Below are 17,505 nucleotides of genomic sequence, written 5' to 3'. Positions count from 1 at the left end.
ACGCACGGGAGCCGATGGGGAGAGGCGGATGTGGAGGGGCGGCGCCGTACCGGCCTGCCCCCCACATCGCGATCGGGGTCAGCGCTCTTCCGGTGGGCGGGTGATCACCCGATCCTCCAGATAACAGTCGCAGTTACCGCACCCTGGGGGCATGCCGTGTCCTCCCCTCGCCTGTGACCCCTCGATCGTACGGCGGGCGCACCCCCGATGACCTGCCCGGAAGGGCCAGAGTGCCGTGCGCGGGGGCCACGGTGGTCGTGCCCGCGGGTTCGGGCGCCGGCGCCGGGAAGCCGTACGCGCCTCCTCTGCGGCATGAGAGCGCGCCGCGGATGGAACCCGGGCCGGAGGGATCGGCTGCGTCACGGTGGGAGATTTCTCCGGGGCCGTGTCGATCCGCGGGCCACCCCGTTCGACGTAAGGATGCGAGAGTCGACAGACGGCTCCGCCGGACGAAACGAGGAGAACGCGATGCCGAAGTACCTGCTGATCATGCGGGGGACCGACGAGTCGAACGCGGCCATGATGGCCGACATCGACGAGATGATGGCCGCGACCCACCGATTCATCGAGGAGATGGTCAAGGCAGGCGTTCTCCTCGCGGCCGAAGGGCTGGACGATCCGGGCCAGGGCGCCGTGGTCGACTTCGGCGGCGAGGCCCCGGTGGTCACGGACGGGCCGTACGGCGAGACCAAGGAACTGTTCGGGGGCTTCTTCCTGCTCGACGTCGCCTCGAAGCGGGAGGCGGTCGAGTGGGCCAAGCGGGTCCCGGCGGCCCCCGGTTCCAAGATCGAAGTCCGGCGGGTGCCCGGGAGCGACGAGGTCCCGCAGGTCGACAAGTGATCGTCGAGGACCGGGCCGGGCGCGAGAGCGACGGCCGGATCTGATGGGCGGAGCCGATGTCGAGGCCGTCTGGCGGATCGAGTCGGCGCGGATCGTCGCCGCGCTGACCCGGTTCACCGGCGATTTCGAGCTGGCCGAGGACGCGGCCCAGGAGGCGGTGGCCGAGGCGCTGGTGTCGTGGCCGCTCACCTCTCCGGCGAACCCGGCCGGCTGGCTGATGGCCACGGCCCGGCGGCGGGCGATCGACGCGATCCGCCGCCGGACCGCCCTTCAGGACCGATACGCCCTGCTGGCGGCCCGCTCGGCGGTCGGCTCGGCGATTGACGAGGAAATCGATCCCGACAGGATCGATGACGACGTGCTGGCGCTGATGTTCGTCAGCTGCCATCCGGTGCTCTCCCCCGAGGCGCGGGTGGCGCTGACCCTGCGCGTGGTAGGCGGCCTGTCCAGCGAGGAGATCGCCCGCGCGTTCCTCGTGCCCGTGTCGACCGTGCAGGCCCGCATCACCCGGGGCAAGAAGACGATCGCGGCGGCCGGGGTGCCGTTCGGGCTACCGTCGGCCGCCGAGCGCCGGGAGCGGCTGGGCGGCGTGCTCAGCGTCATCTACGTGATCTTCACCGAGGGGTCGACGGCCACGTCGGGCGACCGGCTGCTGCGCCCCGACCTCGCCTACGAGGCCGTCCGGCTGGCCCGCACGCTGGCCGCCCTGCAACCGGCCGAGCCGGAGGTGCACGGCCTGCTCGCGTTGTGCGAGCTGACGGCCGCGCGCTTCCCGGCCCGGACCGGCCCGGACGGCTCGCCGATCCTGCTGGAGGACCAGGACCGGCGGCGGTGGGACATCTCGGCGATCCGCCGTGGGCTGGCCGCCCTGGCCAGGGCGTCGGCCCGCGGCCTCGGCCCCTACGGCCTGCAGGCCGCGATCGCCGCGACCCACGCGTCGGCGCCATCGGTCGAGGCGACCGACTGGGACCGGATCGTGGTGCTCTACGAGGCACTCGGCCGCGTCGCGCCCTCGCCGGTGGTCGAGCTCAACCGGGCCGTCGCCGTCGCCATGGCCTCCGGCCCGGCGCAGGCCCTGGCCATCGTGGACGAGCTGATCGCCTCCGACCGGCTCCCCGGTTCGCATCTGGTCCCGGCCGTACGCGGTGAGCTGCTGGCCCGGCTCGGACGGCGGCCGGAAGCGCGCGCCGAGCTGGAGCTGGCGGCCCGGCTGTGCGCCAACCGGCGCGAACGGTCGGTGCTGCTGCGCAAGGCGGCCACGCTGAGCTGACCTCTCCGGATCAGCCGGCCGGGAAACGCGGACGGCCGCCGAGCCGGCGGGAGTCGTGAGCCCCCACCGGCTCGGCGGTCACGGACCGGGCGCGCCGGTCACCGGGCAGCCGCGGCGGTCGCGGATCAGGTGAGAACGACCTCCACGGTCAGCTCGCCCTCTCCCGGCTCCAGGACGAACTCCTCGACGGCCCCGGCGCCGCACAGGTCGTCCTGGGCCTGCCGCACCAGCCCCGCCGGGGCGCCGGCCACGGTCAGCCGGGAGACCTCGGCGCGCATCGACAGCTTGGCGTCGGACTTGGCCCTGCGGACGCGGCCGAGGACCGCGGCCACGGCCGGCAGCAGCTCCGGGTCGCCGCCCCGCCCGTCCGGCTCGGGCCAGGAGGCCCGGTGGACCGAGCCCTCACGCCACCAGGACCAGACCTCCTCGGTGACGAACGGCAGGAACGGGGCGAACAGCCGGAGCATGACGTCCAGCGCCTCGCGCAGCGCCTCCCGCGCCGACCGCGCGCCCTCGTCGTCGCCGTACGCCCTGACCTTCACCAGCTCCAGGTAGTCGTCGCAGAACTCCCAGAAGAACCGCTCGGTCCGCTCCAGCGCGCGGGCGTAGTCGTAGCCCTCGAACGCCTCGGTGGCCTCGCCGGCCACCTGCGCCAGCCGGGCCAGCATCGACAGGTCGAGCGGCTCGGTGATCCGCGGCTCCCCTGGCGCCTGGCCCTCCCGCTCCGGCCCGCCGAGGCCGAGGACGAACTTCGAGGCGTTCAGGATCTTGATCGCCAGCCTGCGGCCGATCTTGATCTGGCCGGTGTCGAAGGCCGTGTCGGTGCCGGGACGGCCGCTGGCCGCCCAGTAGCGGACCGCGTCGGAGCCGTGCTGCTCCAGCAGGTCCAGCGGCGTGACGACGTTGCCCTTGGACTTCGACATCTTCTTGCGGTCGGGGTCCAGGATCCAGCCGGAGATGGCCACGTGGCGCCAGGGCAGCGTGCCCTGCTCCAGGTGCGCCCGCACCACGGTCGAGAACAGCCAGGTCCGGATGATCTCGTGGGCCTGCGGGCGCAGGTCCATCGGGAACACCCGCCGGAACAGGTCGTCGTCCTGCTCCCACCCGGCGGCGATCTGCGGGGTCAGCGAGGAGGTGGCCCAGGTGTCCATGACGTCCGGGTCGCCGGCGAAGCCGCCGGGCTTGCCGCGCTGGTCCTCGGCGTAGCCGGGCGGCACGTCGATCGAGGGGTCCATCGGCAGCATGGACTCCTCGGGGACGATCGGCGAGGAGCGGTCGGGCTCGCCGTCGGCGTCCAGCGGATACCAGACCGGGATGGGCACCCCGAAGAACCGCTGGCGGGAGATCAGCCAGTCGCCCGCCAGGCCCTCCACCCAGTTGTCGTAGCGGACCTTCATGTGCGGCGGGTGCCAGGCCAGCTCCGCGCCCCGGGTCAGCATCGCCTCGCGCAGCCCGCGGTCGCGTCCGCCGTTGCGGATGTACCACTGGCGGGTGGTGACGATCTCCAGGGGCCGCTCGCCCTTCTCGTAGAACTTCACCGCCCGCTTGACCGGCCGCGGATCGCCCTCCATCTCGCCGGACTCGCGCAGCAGCTCCACGATCCGCTCGCGGGCGCCGTGCACGGTCTTGCCCGCCAGCTCGGCGTACGGCTGCGCGGGCACGCCGTCCGGCGGCTCGGACAGCAGCCGGCCGTCCCAGCCGATCACCGCCCGGGTGGGCAGGTCGAGCTCCCGCCACCACACGACGTCGGTGACGTCGCCGAAGGTGCAGATCATCGCCAGGCCGGAGCCCTTGTCGGGCTCGGCCAGGCGGTGCGCCAGGATCGGGACCTCCACGCCGAACAGCGGCGACCTGGCGGAGGTGCCGAACAGCGGCCGGTAGCGCGCGTCGTCCGGATGGGCGACCAGCGCGACGCAGGCGGGGATCAGCTCGGGCCGGGTCGTCTCGATCCAGACCCGGGCCCCCGACGGCAGGGTGAAGGCGACCCGGTGGAAGGCGCCCGGCCACTCGCGGTCCTCCAGCTCGGCCTGGGCCACGGCCGTGCGGAAGGTGACGTCCCACAGCGTGGGCGCCTCGGCCACGTAGGCCTCGCCGCGGGCGAGGTTGCGCAGGAAGGCCCGCTGGGAGGCGGCCCGCGCGTTGCCGTCGATGGTGGCGTAGGTCATGGACCAGTCGACCGACAGGCCCAGCCGCCGCCACAGCTCCTCGAAGGCCTTCTCGTCCTCGATCGTGAGCTTCTCGCACAGCTCGATGAAGTTGCGCCGGCTGATCGGGATCTGCTGCCTGCCCGGCTTGTCCGGCGGCCGGAACGAGGGGTCGTAGGCGATGGAGGGGTCGCAGCGCACGCCGAAGTGGTTCTGCACCCGGCGCTCGGTGGGCAGGCCGTTGTCGTCCCAGCCCATGGGATAGAAGACCTCACGGCCGCGCATGCGCTGGAAGCGGGCGATCGTGTCGGTGTGGGTGTAGGAGAAGACGTGGCCGACGTGGAGGGATCCGGAGACGGTCGGCGGCGGGGTGTCGATGGAGTAGATCTCGTCCCGCGTGCGCGAGCGGTCGAAGCGGTAGGTGCCCTCGGCCTCCCAGCGGCCTACCCATACGCGCTCCAGGCCGTCGAGAGTCGGTTTCTCGGGCATGGGCGCATGGCGCGGTCGCTGATTCGTCATGCCACCTTATGGTATGGCTTCGCGCCCTTCTTCGCCGAGAAGACTAGTGTTCGTTATCTGAAGCGACCTAGGTACCGCGCACTGGAGGGATCGTGGCCGACGAGAAGGAAAAGCAGGACATGGCCTGGCGTGCCATCGGCGGCCTGGTCGGGCTCGTCACGGCATGGGCCGCGAAGAAGATCCTGGGTTTCGCCTGGGAGAAGGCGACGGGCAAGAAGCCTCCGTTGGACAACGACTCCCTGGAGGTCGGCCTGGGCGAGGCGATCGGTTACGCCGTGTTGATGGGAGTGGGCATGCAGGTGGCGCAGATCCTGGCGGCCCGGACCGCCCGCAAGCGCTACAACGCCTGGAAGGCCCTGAAGGAGGCGGCCAAGGAGGTCTCCCCCTGACCGGCGGCGGGCCGGCGGCCCCCTGTGGTCCGCCGGCCCGCCGGCCCGTGTCCGCTCGTCGTGCGGTCCCGGTCCCCTCCGCCCGCCGTACGGCTCTGATCCCGCCCGCCGTACGGCCCGCGTGTGAGGTCAGGCCTCCAGGGCCGCCAGGAAGGTCTTCGCCCAGTGGTCCACGTCGTAGGTGGACACCCGGCGGCGCAGCGAACGCATCCGCCGCGACAGGTCGTGCGGCGTGGCCCGCATCGCCGACAGCATCGTCCGCTTGAGACCGTCGATGTCGTAGGGGTTGACCATGAAGGCCTGCTTCATCTCGTCGGCCGCCCCGGCGAACTCGCTGAGCACCAGCGCGCCGCGCAGGTCGTGGCGGCAGGAGACGTACTCCTTGGCCACCAGGTTCATCCCGTCGCGCAGCGGGGTCACCACCATCACGTCCGCCGCCAGATAGAGCGCGGCCAGCTCGTCGCGGCCGTACGACTGGTGCATGTACTGCACCGGCTGCTGCCCCAGGTCGCCCTGTTCCCCGTTGATCCTGCCGACCTGCAGCTCGATCGAGTCGCGCAGCCGCATGTACTCCTCGACCCGCTCCCGGCTGGGCGTGGCGATCTGCACGAACACGGCCTCGCCCGGCTTGATCGAGCCGTCGGCGAGCAGCTCCCCGAACGCCTTCAGCCGCTGGCCGATGCCCTTGGTGTAGTCGAGCCGGTCGACGCCCAGCAGCACCTGCTCGGGGTCGCCCAGCTCCCGGCGGATCTCCGCCGCCCTGGCGACGATGTGCGGCTCGCGGACCAGGGAGTCGAGCTCGGAGAAGTCCACCGAGATGGGGAAGGCCTCGGCCCGCACCACCCGGTCCTCGACGTAGATCTCGTGCTTCTGGTACGACAGGCCGAGCGTCTTGCGGCACAGCCGGATGAAGTTGGAGGCGCCGCCGGGGCGCTGGAAGCCGACGAGGTCGGCGCCGAGCAGGCCCTCCAGCAGCTCGCGCCGCCAGGGCAGCTGCTGGAACAGCTCGCCGGGCGGGAACGGGATGTGCAGGAAGAAGCCGATGCGCAGGTCCGGCCGGAGCTTCCTGAGCATGGCGGGGACGAGCTGGAGCTGGTAGTCCTGCACCCACACGACCGCGTCCGGGGCGGCGGCCTCGGCGGCGGCCTCGGCGAAGCGCTGGTTGACCAGGCGGTAGGCGTCCCACAGCACGCGGGAGTACACCGGGGTGGCAACCACGTCGTGATAGAGCGGCCAGAGGGTGGCGTTGGAGAAACCCTCGTAGTAGAGCTCCACCTCGCGTTCCGACAACGGCACCGGGATCAGGTGCATGCCGTCGTGGTCGAAGGGGTCGAGCTGTTCGTCCGGGGCGCCGTGCCAGCCGATCCACGCTCCCTCACGGCGTTGCAGCACGGGGGCGATCGCGGTGACCAGGCCGCCGGGGCTGCGCCGCCACATGTCCTCCCCCACCCGGTCGACGGGCAGACGGTTGGCGACGATCAGGAACGAGCTGGAGCCCGGCACTAAATCCTCCAAGTAGTTGACTTATCCAATCAACTACCCCATTAACCCCCTTTTATGACGTTCCAGGAGGTAGAGCTCGATGGCGGCGCAGATCGACGCGGACCACCTCCGAGAGCTTTCTGGTCGCCGCACGGTTGAGCGTCCCACCGGCCACGGCCCCGGTCAGGAAGGGGCCGAGCGTGGTGAGGTGCCGGCCGAGGGTGCGCATGAGGCGGTTGCGCAGGGCCGTCTTGGCCGCGGCGCCCAGGGCGAGGGTGACCGAGGCGGGGGCCATCGGGTCCACACCGCGCTGCTTGGACCAGGCCGTCACGAAGGCGATGGCCCGCTGGGGGCCGCCGCCGGGCACCTGCACGCCGTACACCTCGTGGAGCTCGGCGATGAGCTTGACCTCGATGGCCGCGACCACCAGGGTCTCGGCGACGAGCTGGGCGGGGGCGGACAGCAGGAGGGGCGGGGCGGCGAACTCGGCCGCCGCGAGGGCGCCTCCGATCGCGCCGACCGTCATGGTGGCCTTCGCCGCGGTGCGAGCGAGGTCGTCGGCCAGGGCCTCGCCGATGAGGCCGTGGTGGTGGGCGGAGAGGGTTTCCAGGTCGCGTATGGGGATGCGGGGCGCCACGGCCATGAAGACGTCGGCCAGCCAGCGTCCCCGGCCCACGCCGGACTCCCTGGCCTTCTTGGCGCCGGTGTTCAGTGCCCTGCTCAGACGTCCGAGCAGCCGCCGCCGCTCGGCCCCGTCCATCTCGCCGGGCTCGGCCAGGCGGCCGACGATCTCGGCGACCTCGTGATGGGTCTCACCTGCCGCGTCGTCGTGCGGTACGCCGGACGACTCCGCGGCCCCGGAGTCGTCCGGCATGGCACCGGTCTGCCTGTTCTCTGACGTCATGTCGCGGAACCTCCTCAAGGCTGTCCCTGGGCCCTACCCGTCCACGGGGGGACACACATCGGACAGGCCATCGGAACGGTCGTCAGGCAGCGCACTCCCGGCAGATCTGCTGCCCGTTCTTCTCCACGGCCAGCTGACTGCGGTGGTGCACCAGGAAGCAACGCGCGCAGGTGAACTCGTCAGCCTGGCGAGGAATCACCCGGAGCGAGAGCTCCTCGTTCGACAGGTCCGCACCCGGCAGTTCGAGCGACTCGGCGAGGTCGGTCTCGTCGATGTCGATGCTGCCCGAGGACTTGTCGGTACGGCGCGCCTGCAGTTCCTGAAGACTGTCCTCACTGAGGTCGTCGTCAGTCTTGCGTGGGCTGTCGTAATCGGTAGCCATCGGTCTGCTCCATCCCCCTCATCTATCTGTCTGCGCTCGCTCGCGCGTGTGTAACGTACGAGAGGCCCGTCTTGTGCCCGATCCGGCAGAGAGATTCCTGCTTCGGTACCCCGCCGGAATGGTCGCCGAACCTCCCTACACGTGAGGGGCCCGCCGCCAATGGGCATGGTTAGCCAAATATGGCGAAAACCACAGCCTTGCCAGCATGCACCACCGTGTTCGACGGCACATCCAACCACATGTACGGCGCGAACGAGACGCTCCCCGCCGGATCAACGCGGCTGAAGTCTCACGGTCACCACGAGACCGCCTCCGTCCCTGGGGACGGCGGTCACGTTGCCCCCGTGAGCCCGCACGACCGCGCGGACGATGGACAGTCCCAGACCCGCCCCCTTGGACGAGTCGACCCGCTCGGCGTTCAGGCGCCGGAACGGCTCGAACAGGCTGCTCACCTCGTACGCGGGCACGTGCGGCCCAGTGTTGGCCACCTGAACAACCAGAGCACCCTCCACCATTCCCGCCCGGACCCAGACATGTCCGGACTCGGGAAGGTTGTGCTTGATGGCGTTCTCCACCAGGTTGGCCACGCACCGCTCCAGGAGGACCGGGTCGCCCACGGTCTCGGCGCTCTGGATCTCGGAGACGACCGTGACGTCGGCCTCCTCGGCGCGCGGCGCCAGCTGCTCCACGGCGGTCTCGGCCACGTCCTTGACGTCCACCGGCTTGCGCACGCTCAGCTCCCGCTCACTGCGGGCGAGCAGGAGCAGGCCCTCGATGAGCCTCTCGTTGCGTGCGTTGACCTCCAGGAGCGTACGGCCCAGCGCCTTGAGATCCTGTGACGCCTCGGGGTCGCCCAGGGCGATCTCCAGGACCGTCCGGTTGATCGTCAGCGGCGTGCGCAGCTCGTGTGAGGCGTTGGCCACGAACCGGCGCTGCGTGTCGAAGGCGACGTTGAGCCTGGTCAGCATGGCGTCGAAGGTGTCGGCCAGCTCCTTCAGCTCGTCGTCGGGACCCTTGAGGTCGATCCGCTCGTGGGCGAGGGTGCTGCCGGACAGCTTGCGGGCGGTGGCGGTCATCTGCTGGATCGGCTTGAGCGCCCGGTCGGCGACGAGATAGCCGATGACCAGCGCGAGGATGCCCACGCCCGCCAGCGCCAGGAGCGAGCGGATGAGCAGGGTCCTGCGGACGCCGTAGATGGCGGTGTGCTGGTACCAGTTCCACTGCCGCTCGATGTCCGCGGCCAGGTTCGGCTCGACGGTGTCCAGCCGGAGGGGGAACTCGGGCCAGGCCGAGTCGAGCACCCAGCCCACCATCATGTAGATGACCAGCAGCAGCAGCGCGCCCGCGATGAAGAAGAGCGCGCCGTAGGTGAGCGTGAGCCGCCACCGGATGCTGACCCGGTCGGTGACCTTCTTCACCCGCTCCAGCAGGGAGGCGCCCGCGGGAGGGGGGCCCATCGGCGGCCCCTCCCAGACGGGCGGACCGGCCGGCGAGGGGGCCTGGACCGTCGCGGTCCCCGCGCCCCCGGGCCCGGGCGCCGCGCCGCCGGCGGGCGCGCCCTGGGAACCCGGGGCCGCGCCGGAGACGCCGGGTCCGGCCGGCCGGGCGGCGGGCCTCCCCGCGGGCGCGGCGCCGCCGATCTCCAGGACCTCCGGCGCGCCCGTCTCCGCGTCGCGGCGCGGCCTGCGCTCCCCGCGCTCGGAGTGCGGGCTGATCATGGGATGGGTCGGCTCGGAGTCCTGCCGCCCACCGGGCGGGACGGGCGCCGGCCGCTCCTGCGGCGTGCCGCTCACAGCTTGTATCCGACCCCGGGCACCGTCTCGATCGCCTGAGGCTCGCCCAGCTTCTTCCTCAGGGTCATCATGGTCACCCGCACCACGTTGGTGAACGGGTCGATGTTCTCATCCCACGCCTTGTCCAGCAGGTCCTCCTGGCTGACCACCGCGCCCTCGGCGCGCATCAGCTCCTCCAGGACCGCGAACTCCTTCTTCGTGAGATTGATCTCCTCGCCGTTCCTGGTCACCAGCCGCTTGCCCGGATCCAGCCGGATGCCGGAGCGCTCCAGCACCGGCGGCAGGGCCGGGGCCGAGCGACGGCCCAGGGCCCTGACCCGGGCGACGAGCTCGATGAACACGAAGGGCTTGGCCAGGTAGTCGTCGGCGCCCAGGCCCAGGCCCTCCACCTTGTCGTCGACGTCGCCCGAGGCGGTCAGCATCAGGATGCGGGAGGCGGTCCGCCCGGCCACCAGTCGGCGGCAGACCTCGTCCCCGTGCACTTTGGGCAGGTCGCGGTCCAGCACGATCACGTCGTAGTCGATGTAGCCGGTCCGTTCCAGCGCGCCGGCGCCGTCGTAGGCGACGTCCACGGCCATGGCCTCACGCCGGAGTCCGGTCGCGATCGCGTCCGCGAGCACCCGCTCGTCTTCAACCACAAGCACCCGCACGGCCTCTGGCACCTCCCGTGAAATCCGTCGGACAGCCGCTCGAGCGGCTTCTCATTGTCACCTCACCGGCTGTAAGCCGGTGGTAAGTCCACTGTCACGATAGACACACTTCCGGCGATCTGGACCATGGGAGGTTTAGAGCGATCGCGCGGGTGGGTAAGCACGCCCTCAGTCCCTTTTGTCGAGCACCCTCCGTCCCCCCATGAGAGAGAAGGTGAGATGGGCGAGTTCACGACCACGATCGAACACCGCCTCGACCAGGCCTACAGGAATCTGCAGGAGGCCCGGTCCACCGGCGACGACTACCTCGCCGACACCCTCACCGCCGAGATCGAGGACCTCCGCCGTCTCGCCACCGACAACGGTGTCCCGCTCCAGCGCTGACGCAAACATCGACGGGTAAGGCCCCGCACCTCCTGCGGAGGTGCGGGGCCTTGTCCGTGTGCCGGCGCCCGTCCGGGCACGCCCGTGTCACCCGGCGCGCCCGCGCGGGCCCGGCGGTCCGTACGGGCGCCGGGCTCAGGAGTCCCGTTCGGGGTTCAGCGGGGCCAGGAGCGCGTGCAGCTCCTCGAACAGGCCGGGCGCCGCGCACAGCGTCAGCCCCGGGTTGGCCGGCTTGCCGTGCAGCCCGCCGAACCTGGCCCCGGCCTCGGCGGCGATGAGCCCTCCGGCCGCGTAGTCCCAGTCCTGCGGGCCGCGCTCGTAGTAGCCGTCCACCCGCCCGGCCGCCACCGAGCACAGGTCCGAGGCCGCCGAGCCGCCCCGGCGGATGTCCCGCACGCGCGGCACCACCTGGGCCAGGACCTCCGCCTGGACCGCGCGCCGCCCGGGGCCGTAGCCGAAGCCGGTGGCGATCAGCGCCTGCTCCAGCGGCACGCCGGTGTTGCAGCGCAGCCGCTCGCCGGCCAGCCACGCTCCGCCGCCCCTGGCCGCGGTGAAGACCTCACCGCGGGGCACGACGTTGACCACGCCCGCGACCACCTGCCCGTCGACCTCCACGGCGATGCTGACCGACCACTCGGGCAGGCCGTACAGGAAGTTGACCGTGCCGTCGATCGGGTCGACGATCCAGCGGACCCGGCCGTCGCCGGTGCTCCCGCCCTCCTCGCCGAGGATCGCGTCATCCGGCCTCGCCTGCCTGATCCTGGTGCGGATCAGCTCCTCCGACGCCTTGTCCAGCGCGGTCACCACGTCGGTGGGGCTGGACTTGGTCGCCAGCACCTCGGGCCGGGCCGGCCGCTTGGCCAGGAGCATCTCCCCGGCCTCGCGGGCGATCCGCTCGGCCAGCTCCACGAAACCCGCGGCCTCACTCGCGGCGGCCTCACTCACAACGGGGTCACTCACAACGGGGTCACTCACAGTCGTTCACCACTCCTCGGTCGCTTCACGGTCCCATCGTCCCCCGTGGACCGTTCCGCGCGCCGGGCCGGGTCCACGACGCCGCGGACCCGGCCCGGTCGTGCTCGGAGACGTGCCGGGAAGGGCGGCTCCGGGTCAGAAGAGCGACTCCGGGCGCTTCCACTCCCGCTCCAGGACGTGCTGCGCCAGGAAGGCCAGCACGGTCTCGTACCAGGCGACCGCGTTGCCCGGCTTGAGCACCCAGTGGTTCTCGTCGGGGAAGTACAGGAACTTCGACTCCACGCCGGAACGCTGCAGGTCCCACCACAGGCGCAGGCCCTCGCCGATCGGCACCCGGTAGTCCTTGTCGCCGTGGATCACCAGCATCGGCGTGACGATCTTCTCCAGCGACAGGTGCGGGGAGAGCCTGTCGTACAGCTCGCCGCCCGGCCGGCCGAACTCGCGCTGCCAGTACATGGACGCGTCCGTGGTCCCGGCGAACTGGTCCAGGTGCCAGAGCGAGGCGTGGGTGACGATCGCCTTGAAGCGGTCGGTGTGCCCGGCGACCCAGTTGGCCATGTAGCCGCCGAAGGAGCCGCCCATCGCGGCGGTACGGCTCGCGTCGATCTCCGGCAGCTCCAGCGCCGCGTCGGTGACCGTCATCAGGTCGGCGTGGGTGCGCGGGCCCCAGTTCGCCCAGCCCCGGCGGATCATCTCCGGCCCGTAGCCGGTGGACAGGCACGGGTCGGGCAGCAGGACGGCGTAGCCGTTCGCCGCCATGATCCACGGGTTCCACCGCCAGGACCAGTCGTTCCAGCTCGACAGCGGGCCGCCGTGGATCCACAGCAGCAGCGGCGCCGGGTCCTCGGCCGAGGCGCCCTCGGGCAGCACCAGCCAGGCCCGGATCTCCGCCCCGTCGTCGGCGGTCGCGGTCACCTCGGTGAGCGTGCCGGGCACCTCCAGGTCCGGGACCGGGGAGACCAGCTCCTCGGCCGCGCCGGCCGCGTCGCCCGCGGCGATCCTGACCGGGCCCGCCGCCCGGTCCACGGCGCTGCGCAGCGCGTAGAGGGTGCCGTCGGGGGCGACGTTGAGCGAGGAGTAGGCGCCGTCGTCCGCGGTGAGCCGTACCGGCTCGGAGCCGTCGGCGGGGACCCGGAAGACCGGGCGGCGGCCCAGGTGGTCGGCGGCCGCGTACAGCGAGGCCGAGTCGGGCGCCCAGATCACCTCCGACGGCCAGAGCCCGCCGCCCGCGGCGTGACCCTCGCCGGTGGCCAGGTCGACGATCCACAGAGTGCGCTCCGGGACGGCCGAGGTCTCGGCGTGCTTCTCGCGGATGCAGGCGACCAGGCGCCCGTCGGGTGAGACGGCGAGCGGGCCCTCGAAGTCGTGGCCCTCCAGGCTCGCCAGGACCCTGCGGGTCCCGCCGTCGGCGGTCTCGATCAGCACCAGCTCGGAGCGGACCTCTCCGCCCGGCTGCGGGACCGCCCACGTGGCGACGACGGCGGAGCCGTCCGGGGTCACCTCGTAGGAGGCGTTGACCAGCGCGCCGCCCGAGTCGGGGGTGAGGTCCCGCACGTCCTGCAGCCGGTCCTCGCCGAGGGCGCCGGCGAACAGGCGGGGCCGGCCGGGTCCCAGGTCGTGATCCCAGTAACGCACCGGGTAGCCCTCGTGCAGGATCGCGCTGATCCCGGCGTCCTTGCGGGCCTTGCGCCGCTCGGCCTCGGTGGTCTCGTCACCGGGCAGCACGTCCGAGGAGAGGACGACCACCGGCCCGCCGGTCGCGAAGCCGCCGATCCCCCCGGGCCGGGAGGCGACCTGCCGGGCCTCCCCGCCGCCCGCGGGCAGCAGCCAGAGCGCGGAGACCTCCTCGTCGGGGTCCTTCACCACGGGGTCGGGACGGCGCGAGCCGAACAGGACGTCACCCGCGGCGGTGAACTCGGCCCCGGCCTCGCCCTTGACGGACCTGGTCAGCCGGTACGGCCTGCGCCCGTCGAGGGGGATCTCCCACAGGGACGTCCCGTAGGACTTGCCGTCCGGGTTGAGCGCCTGCACCACGCCCACCAGACGATTCCCGTCCGGGGAGAGACGCAGGGACACCAGTCGCGGTACACCGACGTATTCACGGATGTCAGAGAAAGGGGTCACGGAACCGAACCTACCTCTACTGCCGCCCCCCATCGCGCGCCCCCGCGGCCGGGCCCGTGCCCCGACCACGACCCCCCATGCGGTTGGATGAACCACATGGGGACTTACGACGCGCTTCTCGTCGTCTCGTTCGGAGGCCCGGAGAAGCCGGACGACGTGATGCCGTTTCTGGAGAACGTGGTGCGGGGCCGTGACATCCCCCGCGAGCGCCTGCTGGAGGTCGAGGCGCACTACCAGCGGTTCGGCGGGGCCAGCCCGATCAACCAGCAGTGCCGCGACCTCATCGCGGCCGTCGGGCCGACCGTCGACCTGCCGATCTACTGGGGCAACCGCAACTGGCACCCCTACCTGGAGGACACGCTGCGGCAGATGGCCGCCGACGGCGTGCGCAGGGCCGCGGCGTTCGTCACCTCCGCCTACGGCTCCTACTCCGCCTGCCGGCAGTACATCGACGACATCTCCCTGGCCCGCGCGGCGGTGGAGGGCGCCCCGGAGATCGTCAAGCTCCGGCACTACCACGACCACCCCGGCTTCGTCGCGGCCATGGTCGACCACGCGCGCGAGGCCCTGGACCGGCTCCCCGCCGAGCACCGCGACACCGCGCGCCTGGTCTTCACCGCGCACAGCATCCCGGCCTCCATGGCCCGGACGGCCGGGCCGGACGGCGGGCTCTACGAGGCCCAGTTGCTGCGGACGGCCGGGCTGGTCGCGGCCGGGCTGGGCGGCGGGCACGAGTGGGACCTGGTCTGGCAGAGCCGCAGCGGCGCCCCCCACATCCCGTGGCTGGAGCCCGACGTCTGCGACCACCTGGAGGAGCTCGCGGGGCGGGGCACCCCGGCGGTGGTCCTGGTGCCGATCGGCTTCGTCTCCGACCACATGGAGGTCGTCTACGACCTCGACGTGGAGGCCGGGGACATGGCCGCCAAGCTCGGCCTCCCGCTGACCAGGGCCGCCACGGCGGGCACGCACCCGCGGTTCGTGGCGATGGTGGGCGAGCTGCTGGCCGAGCCGGAGCCCGTGGCCTGCGGCGCGACCTGCTGTCCGGCCCCGCCGCGCCGCCGGGCGCCGCAGGAGGCCCGGGGGTAGGGACGGCCCGGGTTCAGGGGTAGGTGCGGGCGTAGGCCTCGGAGACGGCCAGGACCTTGCTCACATACGACCACGAGTGGTTGTAGAACCAGATGGCCTTCTCCAGCTTCTCGCCGCCCTGCCCGGCGCCGTTGGCGCACAGATAGTTGGCCGCCGAGGGCACGGCGTCGTAGGGGCTCCAGATGTCGGCGACGCCGTCCCCGTCGCCGTCCACGCCGTACGCCTTCCAGGTGGCGGGCATGAACTGCATGGGGCCCTGCGCCCCCGCCGACGAGGGGCCGTTGTTGCGCCCGTGCGAGCTCTCCACCTGCCCGATCGCGGCCAGCACCGTCCAGGACAGGCCGGGGCAGACCCCGGCCGACCTGCGGTAGAGCTCCAGATAGTTGCCGGGCCGCCCGACGGTCGCCCGGCCCGCCGCCTGCGGCCGCGCCGTCGCGGCGGGCGCCTGCCCGGCGGACTCGGCGGTGGCCTTCCCGGTGCCGACCGCCACCACCTGGGACCCCGCCCCCAGCAGCTTGCGCACCCCCGCCTCCAGGGTGCCGGCCGCCTTCTGCGGGGCGTGCACCAGCAGCGCCACCCCGGGCAGCAGGCCCAGCCGCCGCCCGGTCTCCACGCCCACCAGCCCGTCGACGCCGGGCAGCCCGAGGCGGGCCGAGGCGGCGACCCGCAGCCGGGGTCCCCCGTCCACCTGGTAGTGCGACCCCAGGACCAGCCCCAGCCGGCGCACCGCCCCGCCGTCGGCGACGACCTCGCCCCGCAGCAGCGCGTTCCAGACCTCCTGCTGACCGGCCACGCCCTCGGGCGCCCAGGCGCGGAAGAGCGCCGGGTCGACCGCGAGCAGGTTGAGGCCGGTCCCGGACACCGTCACCGCCCCGCCGTCGAAGGAGGCGATCTTCTCGACGTGCTTGAGCCCGGCGATGTCCTCCTTCGTCCGCTCCGGGAGGGTGGCGTGGGAGATCACCATCAGCCGGGGCGGGGTGAGGGAGATCCCGGGCCCCTCCGCGGCCTGGGCCGGCGTGGCGCTCTGGACGGGAGCGGCGGTCTGGACGGGAGCGGCCTGCGGGCGCCCGGCCTGCGGGGCGAGCACCGCCAGGTCGGGGACCTCGCTCCTGGCCACGGGGGTCGCGGCCGGCAGGAGGGGGCGCACGGCCAGGAACACCGCGCCCGCGGCGGCTCCGAGGACCGCCAGCCCGGCCAGCACCACGATCACTATCCTCATCCCGGGAAGACGCACCTTTCTGACGGCGTTTGCCCCAGCATGCCGTGATTCGTAGCTTCGTGGGAAAACTCACTTGCCGGGCGGCCGTCTTGTGAACGAGAGTCGGAGCGATCCACGCCTGGTGCGTGCGGAAGGGGTGTATCGGTGGTCGGGCCGTACCGGGGGCTGTTCAGCACGCCCGGCGTCAAGGGTTTCGTGATCTCGGGCTTCGTCGGGCGGATGCCCATGTCGATGCTCGGCATCGGCATCGTGCTGCTCATCGAGGCCCTCACCGGCTCGTACGGCATGGCGGGCGCGGTCGCGGCCACCGTCAACGTCTCCTACGCCATCGCCGCGCCCCTCATGGGACGCCTGGTGGACAGATTCGGTCAGGCCAGGGTAATCGTGCCGCTCGTCATCACGCACGGTGCCGCGCTGGCCGCCCTGATGCTCTGCGCCGAGTTCGGGGCGCCCACCTGGACGCTCTTCCTGACCGGCCTCGTGGTCGGCGCGGCCGCGGTGCCGCTCGGCTCGCTGGTGCGCGCCCGCTGGTCCCACCTGCTGGCCGGATCCAGCCGGCTGCACACGGCGTTCTCGTTCGAGTCGGTGGCCGACGAGGTCATCTTCGTCGCCGGCCCGGCGCTCGTCACCGCCCTGGCCACCATGGTCAACCCCTTCGCGGGCCTGATCGTGACCCTGGTGTGCACCGTCGTGGGCACCCTCGCCTTCGCCATGCAGCGCGGCACCGAGCCGCCGGTCCGCGTCGGCGAGCGGCACGCCGGCAGCCCGATCACGATCCCGGGGATCATCCTGATCTCCTGCGTCTTCCTGGCCATGGGCGCGGTCTTCGGCTCGGTGGACGTGATCACCATCGCCTACGCCGAGGAGCACGGCGTCAAGCCGGCGGCCGGGCTGCTGCTCGCCTCGGTCGCGGCCGGCAGCATGGTCTCCGGGCTCTGGTACGGCGTGCGGCACTGGAAGATCTCCCTGCGCAGCCGGTTCGTGCGCGCGCTGGCGGTGTTCGCGGTGGGGCTGACCCCGATCGCCCTGATCGGCGACGTCCGGGTGATGGCGGTGGCGCTGTTCCTGGCGGGGCTGGCCATCTCCCCCACGATCATCACCGGCTACTCGCTGATCGAGCGGCTGGTCCCGCCCGCCCTGCTGACCGAGGGGATGTCCTGGGTCTCCACCGCGATCGGGTTCGGCGTGGCGATCGGCGCCTGGGCCGGCGGGCGGCTCACCGACGAGTTCGGCGCCTCCAGCGCCTACGCCTTCTCCTTCGGGTGCGCCGTCCTGGCCGCCGTCATCGGGATCGCGGGCTCCACGTCGCTGCGCGCCCCTGTTGCTTCGCCCAAATCATGAGTA

14 protein-coding genes and 1 pseudogene are annotated in these 17,505 nt (G+C 72.2%); 6 read left to right on the top strand and 9 right to left on the bottom strand.

The genetic code is table 11. The annotated features are described in order from the left end of the window. Positions 1–468 precede the first annotated feature (468 nt). Positions 469–884: pseudogene (locus Pta02_RS08125) on the top strand (YciI family protein). Then, positions 884–2,110, top strand: coding sequence for an RNA polymerase sigma factor (locus Pta02_RS08120; protein ID WP_203874069.1), 1,227 nt, complete (start codon positions 884–886; stop codon positions 2,108–2,110). The pseudogene Pta02_RS08125 and the gene Pta02_RS08120 overlap by 1 nt, the downstream one beginning before the upstream one ends. Before the next feature lie 125 nt (positions 2,111–2,235). Here the strand turns inward: Pta02_RS08120 and valS are convergent, their stop codons facing one another. Continuing rightward, on the bottom strand, positions 2,236–4,773 hold the full coding sequence (gene valS / locus Pta02_RS08115; RefSeq protein ID WP_203874068.1) for a valine--tRNA ligase: 2,538 nt from the start codon (positions 4,771–4,773) through the stop codon (positions 2,236–2,238). Positions 4,774–4,865: 92 nt separating this feature from the next. Between valS and Pta02_RS08110 the strand changes: the two genes are divergently transcribed. Further along, on the top strand, positions 4,866–5,162 hold the full coding sequence (locus Pta02_RS08110; protein ID WP_239129886.1) for a DUF4235 domain-containing protein: 297 nt from the start codon (positions 4,866–4,868) through the stop codon (positions 5,160–5,162). Positions 5,163–5,291: 129 nt separating this feature from the next. Here Pta02_RS08110 and Pta02_RS08105 read toward each other — a convergent pair whose 3' ends face one another. The 5 genes from Pta02_RS08105 to Pta02_RS08085 all read right to left on the bottom strand — a co-directional run bounded on the left by Pta02_RS08105 (position 5,292) and on the right by Pta02_RS08085 (position 10,373). Then, a complete protein-coding gene (locus tag Pta02_RS08105; RefSeq protein WP_203874067.1) occupies positions 5,292–6,665 on the bottom strand; it encodes an alpha,alpha-trehalose-phosphate synthase (UDP-forming) in 1,374 nt (457 codons plus the stop codon). Positions 6,666–6,717: 52 nt separating this feature from the next. Further along, positions 6,718–7,548 carry a hypothetical protein gene (locus tag Pta02_RS08100; protein ID WP_203874066.1) on the bottom strand — a complete coding sequence of 277 codons (831 nt, stop codon included), beginning with the start codon at positions 7,546–7,548 and terminating at the stop codon, positions 6,718–6,720. 82 nt (positions 7,549–7,630) lie between these two features. Further along, positions 7,631–7,930, bottom strand: coding sequence for a DUF4193 domain-containing protein (locus Pta02_RS08095; protein WP_030914836.1), 300 nt, complete (start codon positions 7,928–7,930; stop codon positions 7,631–7,633). 272 nt (positions 7,931–8,202) lie between these two features. Further along, positions 8,203–9,648 carry a sensor histidine kinase gene (locus Pta02_RS08090; protein ID WP_373872354.1) on the bottom strand — a complete coding sequence of 482 codons (1,446 nt, stop codon included), beginning with the start codon at positions 9,646–9,648 and terminating at the stop codon, positions 8,203–8,205. 71 nt (positions 9,649–9,719) lie between these two features. Then, entirely contained in the window at positions 9,720–10,373 is a 654-nt protein-coding gene (locus Pta02_RS08085; protein WP_203874065.1) for a response regulator transcription factor, read from the bottom strand. Positions 10,374–10,592: 219 nt separating this feature from the next. Here Pta02_RS08085 and Pta02_RS08080 point away from each other — a divergent pair, with 219 nt between their 5' ends. Then, the gene (locus Pta02_RS08080) at positions 10,593–10,757 is read left to right on the top strand and encodes a hypothetical protein (protein ID WP_176728563.1); all 165 of its coding nucleotides are present in this window, start codon (positions 10,593–10,595) and stop codon (positions 10,755–10,757) included. 135 nt (positions 10,758–10,892) lie between these two features. On the opposite strand, the gene Pta02_RS08075 is transcribed toward Pta02_RS08080, so the two are convergent. Together Pta02_RS08075 and Pta02_RS08070 are read right to left on the bottom strand one after the other, a co-directional pair. Next, entirely contained in the window at positions 10,893–11,717 is an 825-nt protein-coding gene (locus tag Pta02_RS08075) for an inositol monophosphatase family protein (protein WP_275423564.1), read from the bottom strand. 150 nt (positions 11,718–11,867) lie between these two features. After that, positions 11,868–13,889, bottom strand: a complete 2,022-nt coding sequence (locus tag Pta02_RS08070; protein ID WP_203874064.1) for a S9 family peptidase — start codon at positions 13,887–13,889, stop codon at positions 11,868–11,870. Between the two features lie 63 nt (positions 13,890–13,952). Between Pta02_RS08070 and Pta02_RS08065 the strand changes: the two genes are divergently transcribed. Next, on the top strand, positions 13,953–14,942 hold the full coding sequence (locus Pta02_RS08065; protein WP_203874063.1) for a ferrochelatase: 990 nt from the start codon (positions 13,953–13,955) through the stop codon (positions 14,940–14,942). 13 nt (positions 14,943–14,955) lie between these two features. On the opposite strand, the gene Pta02_RS08060 is transcribed toward Pta02_RS08065, so the two are convergent. Next, entirely contained in the window at positions 14,956–16,161 is a 1,206-nt protein-coding gene (locus Pta02_RS08060) for a lytic transglycosylase domain-containing protein (protein WP_203874062.1), read from the bottom strand. Positions 16,162–16,305: 144 nt separating this feature from the next. On the opposite strand from Pta02_RS08060, the gene Pta02_RS08055 reads away from it, so the two are divergent. Next, positions 16,306–17,502: an MFS transporter gene (locus Pta02_RS08055; RefSeq protein ID WP_203874061.1), complete on the top strand. Its 1,197-nt coding sequence runs from the start codon at positions 16,306–16,308 to the stop codon at positions 17,500–17,502. Positions 17,503–17,505: the final 3 nt, after the last annotated feature.

It is taken from the genome of Paraplanobispora takensis, assembly GCF_016863195.1.
Lineage (GTDB): Bacteria > Actinomycetota > Actinomycetes > Streptosporangiales > Streptosporangiaceae > Planobispora > Planobispora takensis.
Note: the sequence above shows the minus strand (reverse complement) of the source record. Positions and strands in the feature narration are given on the sequence as shown.

What these genes read in the sequence shown, in the direction of transcription:
- valS (WP_203874068.1), bottom strand. Translation starts at nt 4,773, where the DNA reads ATGACGAATCAGCGACCGCGCCATGCGCCCATGCCCGAGAAACCGACT.
- Pta02_RS08090 (WP_373872354.1), bottom strand. Translation starts at nt 9,648, where the DNA reads ATGATCAGCCCGCACTCCGAGCGCGGGGAGCGCAGGCCGCGCCGCGAC.
- Pta02_RS08100 (WP_203874066.1), bottom strand. Translation starts at nt 7,548, where the DNA reads ATGACGTCAGAGAACAGGCAGACCGGTGCCATGCCGGACGACTCCGGG.
- Pta02_RS08120 (WP_203874069.1), top strand. Translation starts at nt 884, where the DNA reads ATGGGCGGAGCCGATGTCGAGGCCGTCTGGCGGATCGAGTCGGCGCGG.
- Pta02_RS08070 (WP_203874064.1), bottom strand. Translation starts at nt 13,889, where the DNA reads ATGGGGGGCGGCAGTAGAGGTAGGTTCGGTTCCGTGACCCCTTTCTCT.
- Pta02_RS08080 (WP_176728563.1), top strand. Translation starts at nt 10,593, where the DNA reads ATGGGCGAGTTCACGACCACGATCGAACACCGCCTCGACCAGGCCTAC.
- Pta02_RS08060 (WP_203874062.1), bottom strand. Translation starts at nt 16,161, where the DNA reads ATGAGGATAGTGATCGTGGTGCTGGCCGGGCTGGCGGTCCTCGGAGCC.
- Pta02_RS08065 (WP_203874063.1), top strand. Translation starts at nt 13,953, where the DNA reads ATGGGGACTTACGACGCGCTTCTCGTCGTCTCGTTCGGAGGCCCGGAG.
- Pta02_RS08095 (WP_030914836.1), bottom strand. Translation starts at nt 7,930, where the DNA reads ATGGCTACCGATTACGACAGCCCACGCAAGACTGACGACGACCTCAGT.